Here is a 13,837-nt window from a genome sequence, read left to right on the forward strand (position 1 = left end):
CCGCGTCCAGCAGCGGCAGCAGGCCCAGCTTGTCCTCGCCATGCCCGCCGCCCTCGGACCCGCGCGCGACCAGGATGTCGACGCCGGCGTCGACGGCCCGGCGCGCCCCGTCGCTGTCGTAAACCTGTGTGACCGTGAGGATTCCGGCGGCATGCGTCTTGGCGACCCACGACCATTCGGTGCCGAAGCTGACCGAAAGCAGCGCGGGCCGGGCGGCCAGCGCGTCCTCGAGCAGCCCGGCCTCGTTGCGCATCACCCAGTCGACCATGCCGATGCCGAACCGGCCCTGGACGTGCTGGAGCTGCTCGGCCAGTAGCTCTCGGGTCGCGGCGCTGCCCATGCCGACCATGCCGAGGCCGCCCGCGGCCGTCACCGCCGCGGCCAGGCGGCCGCCCGCGACGCCGCCCATTGGGGCGTTGACGATGGGGACCCGCAGTCCGAAGCTCGTTGACCAGGGCGTCGACAACATCGGCGGCTAGTGCGCCGACGGAATGGTCTTCAGCACGGTCAGCAGGACCACCGAATCCTCGACCGCGTGCAGGGCGTGCCGTTCGGCCGGAATCGCGACGTACTCGCCGGCCTTACCGTCCCAGGAGTCGCCGCTGGTGGTCAGCCGCACGTGGCCCTGCAGCACCTGCAGGGTCGCCTCGCCCGGGCTGTCGTGTTCGGACAGGTCGTGGCCGGCCAGCAGGGCCAGCACGGTCTGGCGAAGCTCGTGGCTGTGACCGCCGTGGATGGTGTGGGCGGCGCGCCCGCTGTGCGATTGGTTGGCCTCGGCGATCTTTTCCGCCGAGAGGTCGGTCAGCGAGATGGAATCCATGTCGGTCCTTCGAAGTTGCAAGGCCGCCTCGGGCCTCGTCGGTGGGCAGTTAGCCGCTCAGTAGGAGTATCCCCGCCACGACGAGGGCGACCACCTTGACCGCCTCCAGCGCGACGTAGAAGTAATGGGCGCGCGAGCGCGGTCCGTCCGATCCCGCGAGCACCTTGTCCGCACGACGGGTCAGCGCCGGACGCACCGCGACCAGCTGGATCGCCAGCGCGGCGACCGCGACGGCGACGGCCACCGTGACGCCCGCCCGGGTGGGGCCGGCCACCACGATCGCCCCGATGACCAGGGCGAAGGTCACCTCGACGGTGTTCAGCGTCCGAAACACCAACCGCCCGATGCCCAGTCCGATCTGCAACGTCACATTGGGCGCTCGGAATTTCAGCGGGGCTTCCAGGAACGAGATGGCCAGCACCATGCCGAGCCAGACGAAGGTCAGCGCGACGGCAAACGCTGCGCCGGTGGTCATTTGACCGCCCGTTGCCGCGTCAGGTGAGCCACACACAGGTCCGGCTCGACGAACGGGTCGAGCCGGTCCACCGAGACGGGCGCCCCCCAGGTCTCCATGGCTCCCTGCATGAGGCCCAGATGCACCGGGCACACCACGCTGGAGCGGTTTTCGGCCAATTCCAGAAACGGGCAGTGCCGCAACCCGACCTGCTGCTGCCCGTCGCTCGCCCGGCGTTCGGGGGCGAAGCCGAGTTCGTCGAGCACGTCGATCAGATGGGCGATCGCCTCTTCGGCGCCGTCTGCGCCGTCGGGCAACGGGTGCAGCTCGGCGTCCATCTTCTGCCCCCACGCCCGGCCCGCGGCCAGGGCCTTGGGCCCGGGATCGCGTTCGGTGGCAAACGCCGTCGCCAAAATCTCGGCCAGCAGCCGATAGTGCCGCGTACCGCCGCGGTCCATCTGCCGGACCGCCCGGAACATCAGCGGCGGCCTGCCCGGTCCCTTGCGGCCCAATTCGACGAGTTCCACCTGGCCGTCGGCGACCAGGCCGTCGAGATGGAAGCGAACGGTGTTGGGGTGCACTCCCAGCACGTCGGCGATCCCGGCGATGCTCATCGGATCCGGCGACGCCCGCAACAGCCGCATCACGGCCCGCCGCCGGCCGGCCGATTCCCCGCCCGATGAGTCCTGCGACTTGTCCACCTTCAACGCGCCCCTCCCGCCTCTTGCCCGTTACGCCTCCGTGGCACTGGGCTGGCCCGCCACCAGCGGTGTGTCGACACCGAGCGGACCGAGCTTGCCCGCTCCGCCCGGGGACCCCAAGGGGGCATCGCGACCCGGCAGCGTCTCCGCGAAGAACGCCTCATTGTCTGCCAGGTGCGCTTTGAGCTCTTCGGGCAGGTCGTCTTCGTAATAAATCGCCTCCACCGGACACACCGGTTCGCACGCGCCGCAATCGACGCATTCGTCGGGATGAATGTAGAGCGCCCGGCCGCCTTCGTAAATGCAATCCACCGGGCATTCGTCGACGCAGGCGCGGTCCATCACATCGATGCATGGCTTCCCGATCACGTAGGTCACGCGCCAGAGTTTACACAATACCACTTGTAAAAACTAGAGCCGAAGTCGGTGCGCGGGCTGCGCAAGCCCCACAAGCATCCGAGGATCGAGCCGCTGGAAACTCCTGACCATGCGCCGGACGTTCCACAGGCACCGCAAGCGGCTGGCCGTCGTCGCCATCGTCGCCATCGTCGCCATCGTCGCCCACAAATTGGAATCCCCGGGCACCGCCCGACATCCGCTGCACCGCTTCGACCTTCGCCTTTGCACTCCCGGCGACTTTGGGCCCGTTCCGCAATCTGTGCGTGACGGTTTAGTGACGCCCCCTGACGTAACTTGGCTGCGGCAGTTGCGGGGAGAACAAAGGAGATTGCCGGCTATGGGTGTTACCCCACCGTTATTGACGGAGTCTGACCTCGACGCGCTGGCGTCGGACTTCCTGCAGTCGCATTACGTCGGATCGATCTACGCCGATTGGTCACCGGACCGACGGCTCGACGTGTTCCTGCGACGGCGCGGCCTCGTACGGGTGGCCAACGACGGCGACCTGTCCCACAACGTCCTGGAACGCATCATGGACCGGGGTCGCGCCACGATGGCGCGGCATTGACCCGACCGTTACTTCCGTAGGGCCAGGTAGGCGATCCGATGACCAAAAACCTGAAAAAAACGCGATTTCACGCGGCGAAAATACCGGCCAACGCATTGGTACAGACGTACTATTGCGCCCTAGAGCTGAACGCGCCGCCGGGGTCGGATGAGTCGTTGAGGCTAGCGGGGAGGGCACGATGAATTCACCGAAATGGATGGTTCATTGGCCGCAGCGCAGGCCGACGGCCACGATCTACCAGCTGACCGACCGCCTCCACAAGGGACACATCGCTCGGGTGCCCGCGCACCAGATCACGTCGACGGTGGCGGCGTGGCTGGCCGACCTCGGTGCCAACAGCCCGTTGGTCGACGAGCTCGAGCGCGCGGTGTGCGGCGGCGACTGGGCGGCCGCGCACGCGCTCAGCGAATGCTTGTCCATCGAGATCGCGGTGGCCGACTGAGAAGTCGGCCAGCAAAGCGCGGTTCTTAATCGACATTATTGCTGGTTTTCATCGACAGTTTTGGTGACGTAAATCGGCGTGCCCAACAGTTGCGGGCGTGTCCGACCTCCCGACACAAACACGGTATCCGCAGGCCTCGCGGGGCCGCCGCGCGTCACACCACTGTCGTGACGACCGCGAGCAGGCGATACTCGCCACCGCCGAGCGGCTGTTGCAAGAACGGCCGCTGGCCGACTTTTCCGTCGATGACCTAGCAAAAGGAGCCGGGATCTCGCGGCCTACCTTCTACTTCTATTTCCGGTCCAAAAACGCGGTGCTGCTCTCGCTGCTCGACCAGATGAACGGCAAGGCGCAGGCGGCGCTAGGCACCCTCGACGTGGTGTCATCCGGTGACCCCGAAGCGATTTGGCGGGCGCGCATCGAATCGTTCTTCGAGGTGTCCGGGTCGCACCGGGCGGTCGCCGTCGCCGGTGCCGCGGCCAAGGCGACCAACCCGGAGGTGCGGCAGCAGTGGTCGGCGCTCATGAGCAGGTGGATCGCCTACACCACCATCGCGATCAAGGCCGAGCGCGGCCGCGGCGCCGCCCCCGACACCATCCCGGCCGCGGACTTGTCCGTGGCGCTCAACATGTTGAGCGAGCGGATGATGGCCGCGGCGTTCACCGCCGAGGATGGGGCCGTCCCCGAAGACCGGGTTATCGACACCCTGCTGCACATCTGGCTGGCCAGCATCTACCAGCGCTGAGCGAGCGCCTTTCCCGCGCGGCTCAGGCTCGCGTCGATCAGCCGGTCGGCGGCACCGACGTAGGTCGCGGACGCCTGCTTGCCCACCAGGTCGGCGATCGCCCGCTGCTCCCCCAAAACGTCCGTTGCGGCTAGGTTTTCGGCCATGCGATGCGTGTGCACGGTCAGCCCCGCGAGCAGTTCGCCGCTGTGGGACGCCGCGACAAGGGTGCGCCGGGCCAGGGTGCGCAGGGTGTCCCATTCGGCGTGCCATGCGCCGTCGGGCCGCTCGTCGTCGGTCAGCGCCGCCGCGGTGTGCAGGGTCGCGGCCAACGGCGGTGCAGCGATCGCGGCACGGCGGATCAGGATGGACAGCACCGGGTTTCGCTTGTGCGGCATAGACGACGAGCCGCCGCGGCCGGCCACCGCCGGCTCGCCGAGTTCGGCGATCTCCGGGCGGGCCAGCGTGACGATGTCGGAGGTGATGCGGCCCCAGCAGTCGGTGCAGCCGACGAAGGCGTCGGCGGCCGAGGTGACGGGCGCGCGGGCGGTGTGCCATGCGGGCCGCTCGGCCAAGCCCAGAGCGGCCGCGGTGGCGTGCACCAGTTGCAGCGCGACCCCGGCCGGGTCGGTGGTACCGGTGAGCAACGTCGCCAGCTCCGTCGTCGCCGCCAATGTACCGGCGGCGCCGCCGATCTGGATCGGTGTGGTGAGCGCGGCCACCCGCTCGAACGCGTCGACGGTCGCGTTGAGCCAGGCGGCGGCCTTGGTGCCGAAGGTGGTGGGCGCGGCGTGCTGGGTGAGGGTGCGGGCCACCATGGGTGTGGCCCGGTGCCGGGTGACGAGTTCGGACAGCGTGGAAATCTGCTGGGCCAGTTGGGTTGTCAGGTCATCGGCGGCGGCGCGCACGGCCAGCATCAGGCCGGTGTCCAGGACATCCTGGCTGGTGAGTCCCCGGTGAATCCAGGGCGCGACGGCCGGTTCGGCCCGCTGTCGTAGCAGCTTCACCAGCGGCATGGCCGGGTTGCCGCCGGCCTCGGCGCCGACCGCCAAGGCCTCGCAATCCTGGGGTGTCACCAGATCCGACAAATCCGCCGCCGCGCAGCCGGCCGGAGCCAGGCCGGCGGCCACCAGGACGCTCAGCCACGCGGATTCCGTCGCGACCATCGATCCCAGCAGGGCCGCGTCGGTCATGTGCTCACCGGCGCGATGGTCGCCGGGCCACAACAGGTTACTCATCGCGCGCCTTCGGTGTACGCCAGGAACACGGTCTCGGCCGGGCCCTGCAGGTGGATGTCGAATCGGTAGGCGCCGCCGCTGTTTTCGGCCACACAGAACAACGTGGGCCGGCGTTCGGCGGCGACCGCCGCCAGCAGCGAATCGGTGTGCGGGTCGGCGCCGGGCAGATAGGCGCGGGTGAACAGCCGGTTCAGCAGTCCGCGCGCGAACACGGTGAGCGCGAAGAACGGCGGCGCCCCGGTGGCCGCCGGACCGGGGATCAGCGTGGTGAAGGAGTAGGTTCCGTCGGCGTCGGTCGCGCAGCGGCCCCACCCGGTGAAGAGGGCCTTCTCGCGGCGCAGCGAACCGGGCTGGCGCACAACGTTTCCCGCGGAGTCGGGTTGCCACAGCTCCACCAGGGCGTCCGGGACGGCGACGCCGGCCCCGTCGTACACGGTGCCGTGCAGCCGGATGGCCCCCGGGTGGCCGGCGTCGACCATCAGGTTGTCACCGGGATACGGCAGTCCCAGATCGAGGAAGGGCCCGACGGTTTGCCCTGGCGTGCCGGGTAATTCAGTCATGCTCGTCCTTCGCCGGGGTCCGAGCAGCGCCCGCCAGCACGATGTCCCACCGGTACCCGGTGGCGTATTCCGGCTCGGTGAGGTCGTGGTCGTAGCGGGCGATCAGTCGTCGGCGTGCGGCGGGATCGAGGATCGACTGGAAGATCGGGTCCAGCTCGAACATCGGGTCACCCGGAAAGTACATCTGGGTGACCAGGCGCTGAGTGAAAGCCGTTCCGAAGACGGAGAAATGGATGTGAGCCGGCCGCCACGCATTGTGGTGGTTGCGCCACGGGTACGGGCCGGGCTTGATGGTCAGGAACCGGTAGGTGCCGTCCGGCCCGGTCAGGCAGCGGCCCGCGCCGGTGAAGTTCGGGTCGAGGGGGGCCGGGTGCTGGTCGCGCTGGTGGCGGTAGCGCCCGGCGGCGTTGGCCTGCCAGATCTCGACCAGCTGGCCCGCGACCGGCCGGCCGGCGGAGTCCAGGACGCGTCCGGTGACGACGACGCGCTCCCCGATCGGCTCGCCCGCCTGGCCGGCCGTCAGGTCGGCATCGCGAGGGTCGACGTCCCGGTCGCCGAAGCACGGTGCCCAGCGCTCGACGCCCTCGGGATCGACCACCACCAGGGGCTGCTTCGGATGGCGCAGCATGGTGCTGCGGTACGGCGGGTAGTCGAGCCGCGGCTGCCCGGGGTGCGCCCCCACCGAGGCGGTGCTCCGGTATTGCGCTGCGATGCGGGCGATCTCCGCCGTGATGTCAGCCTGGCAAGCGACACGCTCGGCGTCCATGTGCCGTGAGGCTACTCTCGGTGGCCCACCGAATCCCGCAAGCGGGCGATGTCGCCGACCAGACGTTAGAGGGCGCGCACCAACGCCGCGCGGCCCTTGGTCCGCAGGCGGTGCAGGGCCGAGCCGCGGTACTGCTCGATCTTGGCGGCCATCTTGTTGCCCAGCTCCTCGATCTGCGCGTCGGTGATCTGCACCTCCGGCGGAGCCGGGATCATGTCGCGTTCCTCTTCGTCGGCGTGCGCCTCCAGCACGGTCTTGAACGAGTTCCACTCGTCCTCATAGCCGGGTGCGCTCTGCGGCGTCTTGAGCAGCACCGAAAGCTGGTCCACCACCTGGCGGTGCTCGGCGTGGGCGACCGCGATCAGCTTGCTGGCATCCTTGAGCGCCGGGTAGTACAGGTCGTCCTCGATGCGGAAGTGGATGTCGAGTTCGATCAGCAGGTCATCGAAAAGTGCATGGCGCTCTTCGGAATTCACCGGTGCGTCGCTGATCTTGCGGCCGAGGCCCTTGATCACGATGTGGTGTTCCTTCAAGACGTCGTAGGCGTTCAATTGACTCCTCCTTTTGCGATCCCCACCGCGCCGCCGGGAGCGGGCTGCTGCTCGCCGCGGACTTCGACCACTCCGTCGACCAACCGGGCCTCGTAACACGGCAGCGGCGCCGCGGCCGGACCGCGCACCACCTCGCCGGACTCGGCCGCGAACCATGAACCGTGCCAGGGGCAAACCAGTCGGCCGCGGTCCAGCCAGCCGTCGGCCATCGGCGCGGCCAGGTGTGGACAGAATTCGCCGTACGCCGCGACCTCACCGGGCTTGGTCTGGCAGACCACCAGGCCCACTCCGTCGACCTCGACGCGCACCGGCTTGCCGTTCAACGAACTCGCGGGCAGCACCGGCGTCCAGGTCGAGGTGCGCAGCCGCGGACCGGACTGGTCGGTGCCGATCCCGGACTCGAAGACCAGCGCGCCGCCCAGGTAGCTGCCGGCGACGGTGATGGCGTAACCCAGGGCGGTGAGCACGAAGCCGCGACCGTGGCGGCCCTTGTGCCGGTCCCACCAGGACTGCAGGTACAGCGCGGTGGCGGCCACGTTCACCAGGCCGTGCACCGCGCCGACGCGGCGGTCCTCCTCGTGGGTGTGCTGCCAGTCGGTGACGCCGGTGACGGCCGAGCCCAGGCTGGCCAGGATGCCCACCCCCAGCGCGCGCGAGGCGAATCGGGAGGCGTCGACGACCTCGGACGCCGGCTGGCCGGGCAGGATGCTAAGCGCGTCGAGCGCCACCGTCGTCCCCAGGGCGCCGCTGGTCAGCGACGCCAGCGGCGGGTGCACCGGGTGCCCCAGCCAGACGCCGTTGAGTGCGTTGGTGACGGTGTTGCGGGCGCCGCCGAGCCCGTTGTAGGCGAAGCTGAGCAAATGTTCGAACCGATAGCTCGGTCGGTCGATCCACTCCTGGCGCCCGATAGCGGCCAGGACCCTCGATCCGACCTGCTGCAATCGACCCCCTCGTGGCCGACCCGCCATGGCACCAGTTCCTTCCTCAGATCAGTAGAAAACAAAGGTTAATCACCGCAAAACCCAATGATTACCCGTTGTTTACGCCGCGCCCACGGGCGCGGAGTGGCTGTCGTGAACCACCGTAGCCGCGGGCTTCGGCCGTGTAGTTGTGTGCAACCTGTGAATTGGCACCAAGCATTCTTGTAGAAACCTGGTGGTGCGGCCGCCTGGTGATTGACCGGCGCCCTCCACTGCGAGACTCTACTAAGCGGAGAACAATTCTGTAGAGCAGAAAGAACGCCGCAATGATGGACCCGTGCCCCGACTTGGTCGAGGTGTTCGAGAACGTGCGCCGGGGGATGATCCCCGCGCACATCTACAACGACTCCGAGCTGTTCGCGCTGGAGAAGCAGCGGCTGTTCGCGCGGGCGTGGACGTTCGTGGGGCACGAATCGGAGATCCCGCAGGACGGCGACTACATGGTGCGCCGCGTGCTCGACGACTCGTTCATCATCACCCGGGGTTCGGACGGCACAGTGCGGGCCCTGTTCAATATGTGCCTGCATCGCGGGATGCAGGTCTGTCGCGCGGAGATGGGAAACGCCTCCAACTTCCGCTGCCCCTACCACGGCTGGACCTATCGCAACGACGGCCGGCTCACCGGGTTGCCGTTTCACCGGGAGGCCTACGGCGGCGACGAGGGCTTCGCCAAAGGCCAAACTCTGTTGCCCGCACCGAATTTCGCCAGTTACAACGGCTTGCTGTTCATCAACATGGACCGAGGCGCCGAACCGCTGGAAGAGTTCCTCGGCGACTTCAGGTTCTATCTGGACTACTACACCAGGCAAAGCGCCGGGGGCGTCGAGGTGCGCGGGCCGCAACGCTGGCGGATCAAGGCCAACTGGAAGATCGGCGCGGAGAACTTCGCGGGCGACATGTACCACACCCCGCACACCCACGCCTCCATCGTCGACATCGGGCTGTTCCGGGAGCCCAAAGCGCAGAAGCGCAAGGACGGCGCCACCTATTGGGCCCACCGCGGCGGCGGCACCACCTACAAACTTCCACCGGGCGGCTTCGAGGAACGGATGCGCTACGTCGGCTACCCCGACGACATGATCGGCCGGATCAAGGGCGTCTGGACACCGCAACAGCAACGGCTGGTCGGCGAGGACGGATTCATGATCTCGGCCGCCACCTGCTTTCCCAACCTCAGCTTCGTGCACAACTGGCCCAAGGTGCACGACCGGGAAGACCAGGTGCTGCCGTTCATCTCCATCCGGCTGTGGCAGCCGATCAGCGCGAACGAGACCGAGGTGTGCTCGTGGTTCGCAGTGGACTCCGCCGCTGCGCCGCACTACAAACAAGACTCGTACAAGGCGTATCTGATGTGCTTCGGATCGACCGGCATGTTCGAACAAGACGACGTGGAGAACTGGGTGTCGCTGACCACCACCGCGGGCGGCTCGATGGCGCGACGGCTGCTGCTGAACAGCCGGATGGGTCTGCTCGCCGACGACCGCCCGGTCATCGAGGCGTTGCCGCCCAACGCATTCCACGGGCCCGGCCGCGCGCAGGTCGGCTACAACGAACACAACCAGCGAGCGTTGCTGAATATGTGGGCCGACTATCTGCAGCGGGTGCCGGCATGACAAAGCCTTTGCCATTCAACGACATTCGTCATCTCGAGGCGCATCAGTTCCTGGTGGACGAGGCATACCTGCTCGACGCCCAGCGGTATGAGGCGTGGCTGGACACCCTGACCGAGGACGTCCGCTACGTCATGCCGGTGCGCGTCACGACCGCGCGCGGCGCCGGCTTCGACACCTCACCCGGAATGGACCATTTCGACGAGGACAAATACTCGCTGAGCCAGCGGGTCGCGCGCATGGGCACCGAGCACGCGTGGGCCGAGGACCCACCGTCGCGGCTGCGCCATTACATCACCAACGTGCGCACCTTTGAGCCCGACGACCCAGCAGACACCGCGCACCTGGTCGTCGAATCGGCCGAACTGCTGTTCCGCAGCCGGGGCGACGTCAACGACGGCGCCCTGCTTTCCTGCGGGCGCGAGGACGTGTTGCGCTGGAGTGATGAATCCAAAAAAACACTGAAACTGGCCCGGCGCAGGATCATCGCCGACGAGTCGGTGCTACGGATGCAGAACCTGGCGGTGTTCTTATGAACGACGAGCTGCAGCGGCTGCTCGACGGCGCGGTCGGCGAAGCGATCAGCGTCGCAAACGAATTCACCGAGGTCGTGGTGCGCCGGGTTGACACCCGCAACGGGTCACGGCTGTTGATCAGCGCACCCAGATCCGGCCAGTGGATCACCCTGGACGCGCTCGAAATCGAGGCACTGACCTGGCAGAACCCCCGTACCCTGGCTGCCATGGTCGGCAATTCCCATGCGCCACTGTTGCCCGACGACGGTGAACCCCGGCCGTGACCGGCTGGCTGGAAGGCAAAAACGCCCTGGTCGTGGGCGCAGGTTCCGGCATCGGACGGGCCGTGGTGGCGGCCTTCGGCGCCGAGGGTGCGAATGTTGCCGTGCTGGAACGTGATCCATACAAGTGCGACGCGCTGCGCCAGCAGTTGCCGCAGGTGCCGGTGATCGAGGGCGACGCCACCACCCGCGAGGCCAACGACCGGGCCGTCGCCGCCGCGGTGGATACCTTCGGCGGGCTGGACACCCTGGTCAACTGCGTCGGGGTGTTCGACTTCTACCGGGGCGTGGGCGACATCGAGGCCGACGCGCTTGCCGAGGCGTTCGACGAGATGTTTCGCACCAATGTGCTCAGCCATCTGCAGTCGGTCAAGGCGGCCATCCCGGCCCTGCAGGCCACTGGGGGTGCAGCGGGGTCCTCGATCGTGCTGACCGAGTCCGCGTCGTCGTTCTACCCCGGGCGCGGCGGCGTGCTCTACGTGTCGTCGAAATTCGCTGTGCGCGGCTTGGTTTCGGCGCTGGCCCACGAACTGGCCCCCCAGATCCGGGTCAACGGGGTGGCACCCGGCGGCACGCTCAACACCGACCTGCGCGGCCTGTCCAGCCTGGGCCTCGACGCCACCCGACTGGACGACAGCCCGGACCGGGCGAGCGACATCGCCGCGCGCACTCCCCTGCGCGTCGCGCTCACCGGCGAGGACCACGCGTGGAGTTACGTGTTCCTGGCCTCCGAACGGTCCCGCGGGATCACCGGCGAAACCGTGCGACCCGACGGCGGATTCGGGCTGGGCGCACCGCGATGACGGACCTGGACCAGCACCGCGCCGTGGTGGCGCAGGGCTGCCGCGTCGCCGCGGCCCGCGGCCTGGTCGACGGCGTCCTCGGCCACCTGAGCCTGCGAATCGACGACGAGCACCTGCTGGTGCGCTGCCGAAGCGATGCCGACACCGGGGTGGCGTTCACCCGGCCCGGCGACATCCGGCTCATCAGATTCGACGGAACCGCGGGCGCCCCAGGCGAACTCGACGGCTACCGCGTCCCCAACGAATTGCCGATCCACGTCGAGACGATGCTCGCCGATCCGGGGCACGCCGCCGTCGCGCACCTGCACCCACCCGACGTGGTCGCCGCCGACATGGCCGGCATCACGATCCGGCCCATCTACGGCGCCTACGACATTCCCGGCGCCCGGCTGGCCCGCGGCGGCGTCCCCGTCTACGAACGCGCGGTGCTGATCCGGAATTCGCGCCTGGGCAAGGAGATGGTGGCGGCGATGCGCGGGCGTCCGGTGGTGATCTGCCGGGGACACGGAATCACCAGCGCCGCCGCCACGGTGGCGCAGGCGGTGCTGCAGGCCATCAGCCTCGACGCGCTGGCCCGGATGTCGTTGCGGGTGCGCGCGGCCGGGGGCACGCTGCGCGACATCGATGACGCGGACTGGGATGACCTGCCGGACTTGGGATCCGGGTTCACCGCCGAAGCGGCCTGGCGGCACGAAGTGGCACGCCTGGGCGATCAACAGCCGAGCTGATCGCCGATCTCCTTGGCGGCCGCCACAAGTGCGGCGGCCACCGCCGGATACCGGGCGGCGTCCAGCCGGTTTTGCGGGGCCGCGGCGTTGAGCGCGAGCCGCAGCCCCGGCGCGCGGGTCGGGATGGGCACGGCGACCGAGGCGACGCCTTCCTCGCTCTCTTCGGAGTTGGTGGCGTAACCGCGCTCGCGGATCCCGGCGAGCTCGGCTTCCAACTCGGTGCGGCTGCCGATCGAATGCGAGGTGATGCGCTGAAGCTGCTCGCCCGGCAACAACGCACGCAACTCCGGTGACGACAACTGGGCCAGCATGACCTTGCCCGTCGACGTGCAATGGGCCGGCATGGCCCGGCCCAGCCGCGACGCGACCCGGACCGCGGCCGGCCCCTCGACCGCGGCGACGAATCGCACGCCGGCCCCGTCCAGCATTCCGACGTGCACGGTCTCGCGTAGCTGTTCGGACAGGCTGCGCATGACGGGCGCGGCGGATCGGGCGATGTCGATGCGACCGAAGATCGCGAACGCCACCCCGGTCAACGACGGGCCGGGCAGGTACGCCTTGGACACCGGGTCTTGCCGGACGAACCCGCGATAGGCCAGCATCGCCAGCAACCGATGCGCGGTCGACGACGCCACACCCAGATACCGGGTCGCCTCGCTCAACCGGATCTGGGGCCGCTCGCCCAACAGCAGCAACAGCTTGAGCGCGTTGTCCACCGACTCGATCGGGTACTGCGGCGCAAGCGAATCGGCGATCGGCGTCGCCGCGGCGTCCTTCGCGCCCGGCGCACGCTTGAGTGGCATGGGTCCACGGTAACCAGTTATGGGCGCTGATTCGGGTTATTCTCGGCTCGTGAGCGGGGCTGTTCGCGCCGGATACCACCGTTACGTCGCCATCGGTGACAGCCAGACCGAGGGCCTGTGGGACGGTGACGACACCGTCGGCCTGCTCGGATTCGCCGACCGCCTCGCCGTGCGGGTCGACTCCCTCTATCCCGGCCTGCAATACGCCAACCTGGCCATCCGCGGTAAGCGGATCAACCACGTGCTCACCGAGCAGCTTCCACAGGCGCTGGCGATGCGCCCGGACCTGATCACCGTGTGCGCCGGGATGAACGACGTCATCCAACCCGGGCGATCGTTCGGCCCCGCCCTGGCCGACCTCGAACACGTCTACGCCGCGCTGGCCGAATCGGGGGCGACGGTGGTGACGACGACCTTCCCGAACGTCGCCCAGTTCCTGCCGCTGGGGCGGCTGGTGGCCGGGCGGCTCGCCCGCATCAACGCGGCGATCACCGCGGCCGCCCACCGCTACGGGTTCGCGCTCGTCGACCTGTACAGCGCGCCCTCGATGCGCGAGCTGGACACCTGGGCCATCGACCGGGTGCACGCCTCGACCAGGGGCCACATCCTGTTCGCCGATGCGGCCGCCGAAGCGCTCAATTTGCCTGACAGCAACCATGATTGGGCGCTCGGCTGCCGCAATCCCACCCAGCGTTCCGTTGCGGCCGGCACGTACGAACAGTGGCGCTGGACGCGGGAGAGTTTCGTTCCGTGGATCTGGCGGCGGCTGCGCGGCCTCTCGTCGTACGACGGGCGCGAACCCAAGCGTCCGCGCCTGGCGGGGCTGGACACCCCGAGCGAGTTCGACCGCGCACCTCACGCCGCGGTTCCGCGGTCGGTCAGGCATTCTTGACG

General features: G+C 68.6%; 20 protein-coding genes. 9 read left to right on the forward strand and 11 right to left on the reverse strand.

The window, feature by feature from the left end; translation table 11 throughout:
- From DQP58_RS11160 to fdxA, 5 genes are all read right to left on the reverse strand, one after another.
- Nucleotides 1-469, reverse strand: a 469-nt coding sequence (locus DQP58_RS11160) for an NAD(P)H-dependent flavin oxidoreductase (RefSeq protein WP_133259360.1), incomplete at its 3' end; no start/stop codon positions are given.
- Nucleotides 470-475: 6 nt separating this feature from the next.
- Nucleotides 476-820 (reverse strand): cupin domain-containing protein, encoded by a 345-nt coding sequence (locus tag DQP58_RS11165; protein ID WP_112708458.1) that lies wholly within the window; start codon nucleotides 818-820, stop codon nucleotides 476-478.
- 49 nt (nucleotides 821-869) lie between these two features.
- Nucleotides 870-1,295, reverse strand: a complete 426-nt coding sequence (locus DQP58_RS11170) for a hypothetical protein (RefSeq protein WP_112708459.1) — start codon at nucleotides 1,293-1,295, stop codon at nucleotides 870-872.
- The gene (locus DQP58_RS11175) at nucleotides 1,292-1,918 is read right to left on the reverse strand and encodes a helix-turn-helix transcriptional regulator (protein ID WP_240629754.1); all 627 of its coding nucleotides are present in this window, start codon (nucleotides 1,916-1,918) and stop codon (nucleotides 1,292-1,294) included. The genes DQP58_RS11170 and DQP58_RS11175 overlap by 4 nt, the downstream gene beginning before the upstream one ends.
- Before the next feature lie 87 nt (nucleotides 1,919-2,005).
- A complete protein-coding gene (fdxA, locus tag DQP58_RS11180; RefSeq protein ID WP_112708461.1) occupies nucleotides 2,006-2,353 on the reverse strand; it encodes a ferredoxin in 348 nt (115 codons plus the stop codon).
- A gap of 379 nt (nucleotides 2,354-2,732) precedes the next feature.
- On the opposite strand from fdxA, the gene DQP58_RS11185 reads away from it, so the two are divergent.
- From DQP58_RS11185 to DQP58_RS11195, 3 genes are all read left to right on the forward strand, one after another.
- Nucleotides 2,733-2,942 carry a hypothetical protein gene (locus tag DQP58_RS11185; RefSeq protein ID WP_205869398.1) on the forward strand — a complete coding sequence of 70 codons (210 nt, stop codon included), beginning with the start codon at nucleotides 2,733-2,735 and terminating at the stop codon, nucleotides 2,940-2,942.
- Between the two features lie 178 nt (nucleotides 2,943-3,120).
- Nucleotides 3,121-3,384: a hypothetical protein gene (locus tag DQP58_RS11190; RefSeq protein ID WP_112708462.1), complete on the forward strand. Its 264-nt coding sequence runs from the start codon at nucleotides 3,121-3,123 to the stop codon at nucleotides 3,382-3,384.
- Between the two features lie 97 nt (nucleotides 3,385-3,481).
- The gene (locus DQP58_RS11195; RefSeq protein WP_112708463.1) at nucleotides 3,482-4,129 is read left to right on the forward strand and encodes a TetR/AcrR family transcriptional regulator; all 648 of its coding nucleotides are present in this window, start codon (nucleotides 3,482-3,484) and stop codon (nucleotides 4,127-4,129) included.
- Here the strand turns inward: DQP58_RS11195 and DQP58_RS11200 are convergent.
- The 5 genes from DQP58_RS11200 to DQP58_RS11220 form a co-directional block, all read right to left on the reverse strand.
- Nucleotides 4,117-5,346 (reverse strand): lyase family protein, encoded by a 1,230-nt coding sequence (locus DQP58_RS11200; protein WP_112708464.1) that lies wholly within the window; start codon nucleotides 5,344-5,346, stop codon nucleotides 4,117-4,119. The two genes, DQP58_RS11195 and DQP58_RS11200, sit on opposite strands and share 13 nt — an antisense overlap.
- Complete coding sequence (gene pcaG / locus DQP58_RS11205) at nucleotides 5,343-5,906, reverse strand: protocatechuate 3,4-dioxygenase subunit alpha (protein ID WP_112708465.1); 564 nt, start codon at nucleotides 5,904-5,906, stop codon at nucleotides 5,343-5,345. Before pcaG ends, DQP58_RS11200 begins: the two co-directional genes overlap by 4 nt.
- On the reverse strand, nucleotides 5,899-6,672 hold the full coding sequence (gene pcaH, locus DQP58_RS11210) for a protocatechuate 3,4-dioxygenase subunit beta (protein ID WP_112708466.1): 774 nt from the start codon (nucleotides 6,670-6,672) through the stop codon (nucleotides 5,899-5,901). The genes pcaG and pcaH overlap by 8 nt, the downstream gene beginning before the upstream one ends.
- Before the next feature lie 65 nt (nucleotides 6,673-6,737).
- Complete coding sequence (locus DQP58_RS11215) at nucleotides 6,738-7,223, reverse strand: hemerythrin domain-containing protein (RefSeq protein ID WP_066866110.1); 486 nt, start codon at nucleotides 7,221-7,223, stop codon at nucleotides 6,738-6,740.
- Complete coding sequence (locus DQP58_RS11220; protein ID WP_112708467.1) at nucleotides 7,220-8,191, reverse strand: Rieske 2Fe-2S domain-containing protein; 972 nt, start codon at nucleotides 8,189-8,191, stop codon at nucleotides 7,220-7,222. The genes DQP58_RS11215 and DQP58_RS11220 overlap by 4 nt, the downstream gene beginning before the upstream one ends.
- Nucleotides 8,192-8,469: 278 nt before the next feature.
- Between DQP58_RS11220 and DQP58_RS11225 the strand changes: the two genes are divergently transcribed.
- Genes DQP58_RS11225 through DQP58_RS11245 form a run of 5 tightly spaced genes read left to right on the forward strand, consistent with a single transcriptional unit; the run spans nucleotide 8,470 to nucleotide 12,140 of the window.
- The gene (locus DQP58_RS11225) at nucleotides 8,470-9,816 is read left to right on the forward strand and encodes a Rieske 2Fe-2S domain-containing protein (RefSeq protein ID WP_112708468.1); all 1,347 of its coding nucleotides are present in this window, start codon (nucleotides 8,470-8,472) and stop codon (nucleotides 9,814-9,816) included.
- Nucleotides 9,813-10,349, forward strand: coding sequence for a 3-phenylpropionate/cinnamic acid dioxygenase subunit beta (locus tag DQP58_RS11230; protein WP_112708469.1), 537 nt, complete (start codon nucleotides 9,813-9,815; stop codon nucleotides 10,347-10,349). The genes DQP58_RS11225 and DQP58_RS11230 overlap by 4 nt, the downstream gene beginning before the upstream one ends.
- Nucleotides 10,346-10,612, forward strand: a complete 267-nt coding sequence (locus DQP58_RS11235) for a dihydrodiol dehydrogenase (RefSeq protein WP_112708470.1) — start codon at nucleotides 10,346-10,348, stop codon at nucleotides 10,610-10,612. The genes DQP58_RS11230 and DQP58_RS11235 overlap by 4 nt, the downstream gene beginning before the upstream one ends.
- Nucleotides 10,609-11,412: a 3-(cis-5,6-dihydroxycyclohexa-1,3-dien-1-yl)propanoate dehydrogenase gene (hcaB, locus tag DQP58_RS11240; RefSeq protein WP_112708471.1), complete on the forward strand. Its 804-nt coding sequence runs from the start codon at nucleotides 10,609-10,611 to the stop codon at nucleotides 11,410-11,412. The genes DQP58_RS11235 and hcaB overlap by 4 nt, the downstream gene beginning before the upstream one ends.
- The gene (locus tag DQP58_RS11245; protein WP_112708472.1) at nucleotides 11,409-12,140 is read left to right on the forward strand and encodes a class II aldolase/adducin family protein; all 732 of its coding nucleotides are present in this window, start codon (nucleotides 11,409-11,411) and stop codon (nucleotides 12,138-12,140) included. Before hcaB ends, DQP58_RS11245 begins: the two co-directional genes overlap by 4 nt.
- Here the strand turns inward: DQP58_RS11245 and DQP58_RS11250 are convergent.
- Nucleotides 12,125-12,943 (reverse strand): IclR family transcriptional regulator, encoded by an 819-nt coding sequence (locus DQP58_RS11250; RefSeq protein ID WP_112708473.1) that lies wholly within the window; start codon nucleotides 12,941-12,943, stop codon nucleotides 12,125-12,127. The two genes, DQP58_RS11245 and DQP58_RS11250, sit on opposite strands and share 16 nt — an antisense overlap.
- Nucleotides 12,944-12,992: 49 nt before the next feature.
- Here DQP58_RS11250 and DQP58_RS11255 point away from each other — a divergent pair, with 49 nt between their 5' ends.
- Nucleotides 12,993-13,835: an SGNH/GDSL hydrolase family protein gene (locus tag DQP58_RS11255; RefSeq protein WP_205869399.1), complete on the forward strand. Its 843-nt coding sequence runs from the start codon at nucleotides 12,993-12,995 to the stop codon at nucleotides 13,833-13,835.
- The last annotated feature ends 2 nt before the right edge of the window (nucleotides 13,836-13,837 follow it).

Source organism: Mycobacterium colombiense (assembly GCF_003284975.1).
In the GTDB taxonomy this organism is placed as follows: Bacteria; Actinomycetota; Actinomycetes; order Mycobacteriales; family Mycobacteriaceae; genus Mycobacterium; species Mycobacterium europaeum_A.

Bases quoted from the DNA above. Each gene is read 5' to 3' on its own strand.
- DQP58_RS11165 (WP_112708458.1), bottom strand. From the start codon at position 820: ATGGATTCCATCTCGCTGACCGACCTCTCGGCGGAAAAGATCGCCGAG.
- DQP58_RS11170 (WP_112708459.1), bottom strand. From the start codon at position 1,295: ATGACCACCGGCGCAGCGTTTGCCGTCGCGCTGACCTTCGTCTGGCTC.
- DQP58_RS11175 (WP_240629754.1), bottom strand. From the start codon at position 1,918: ATGCGGCTGTTGCGGGCGTCGCCGGATCCGATGAGCATCGCCGGGATC.
- DQP58_RS11190 (WP_112708462.1), top strand. From the start codon at position 3,121: ATGAATTCACCGAAATGGATGGTTCATTGGCCGCAGCGCAGGCCGACG.
- DQP58_RS11200 (WP_112708464.1), bottom strand. From the start codon at position 5,346: ATGAGTAACCTGTTGTGGCCCGGCGACCATCGCGCCGGTGAGCACATG.
- pcaG (WP_112708465.1), bottom strand. From the start codon at position 5,906: ATGACTGAATTACCCGGCACGCCAGGGCAAACCGTCGGGCCCTTCCTC.
- pcaH (WP_112708466.1), bottom strand. From the start codon at position 6,672: ATGGACGCCGAGCGTGTCGCTTGCCAGGCTGACATCACGGCGGAGATC.
- DQP58_RS11220 (WP_112708467.1), bottom strand. From the start codon at position 8,191: ATGGCGGGTCGGCCACGAGGGGGTCGATTGCAGCAGGTCGGATCGAGG.
- DQP58_RS11225 (WP_112708468.1), top strand. From the start codon at position 8,470: ATGATGGACCCGTGCCCCGACTTGGTCGAGGTGTTCGAGAACGTGCGC.
- DQP58_RS11230 (WP_112708469.1), top strand. From the start codon at position 9,813: ATGACAAAGCCTTTGCCATTCAACGACATTCGTCATCTCGAGGCGCAT.
- DQP58_RS11235 (WP_112708470.1), top strand. From the start codon at position 10,346: ATGAACGACGAGCTGCAGCGGCTGCTCGACGGCGCGGTCGGCGAAGCG.
- DQP58_RS11245 (WP_112708472.1), top strand. From the start codon at position 11,409: ATGACGGACCTGGACCAGCACCGCGCCGTGGTGGCGCAGGGCTGCCGC.
- DQP58_RS11250 (WP_112708473.1), bottom strand. From the start codon at position 12,943: ATGCCACTCAAGCGTGCGCCGGGCGCGAAGGACGCCGCGGCGACGCCG.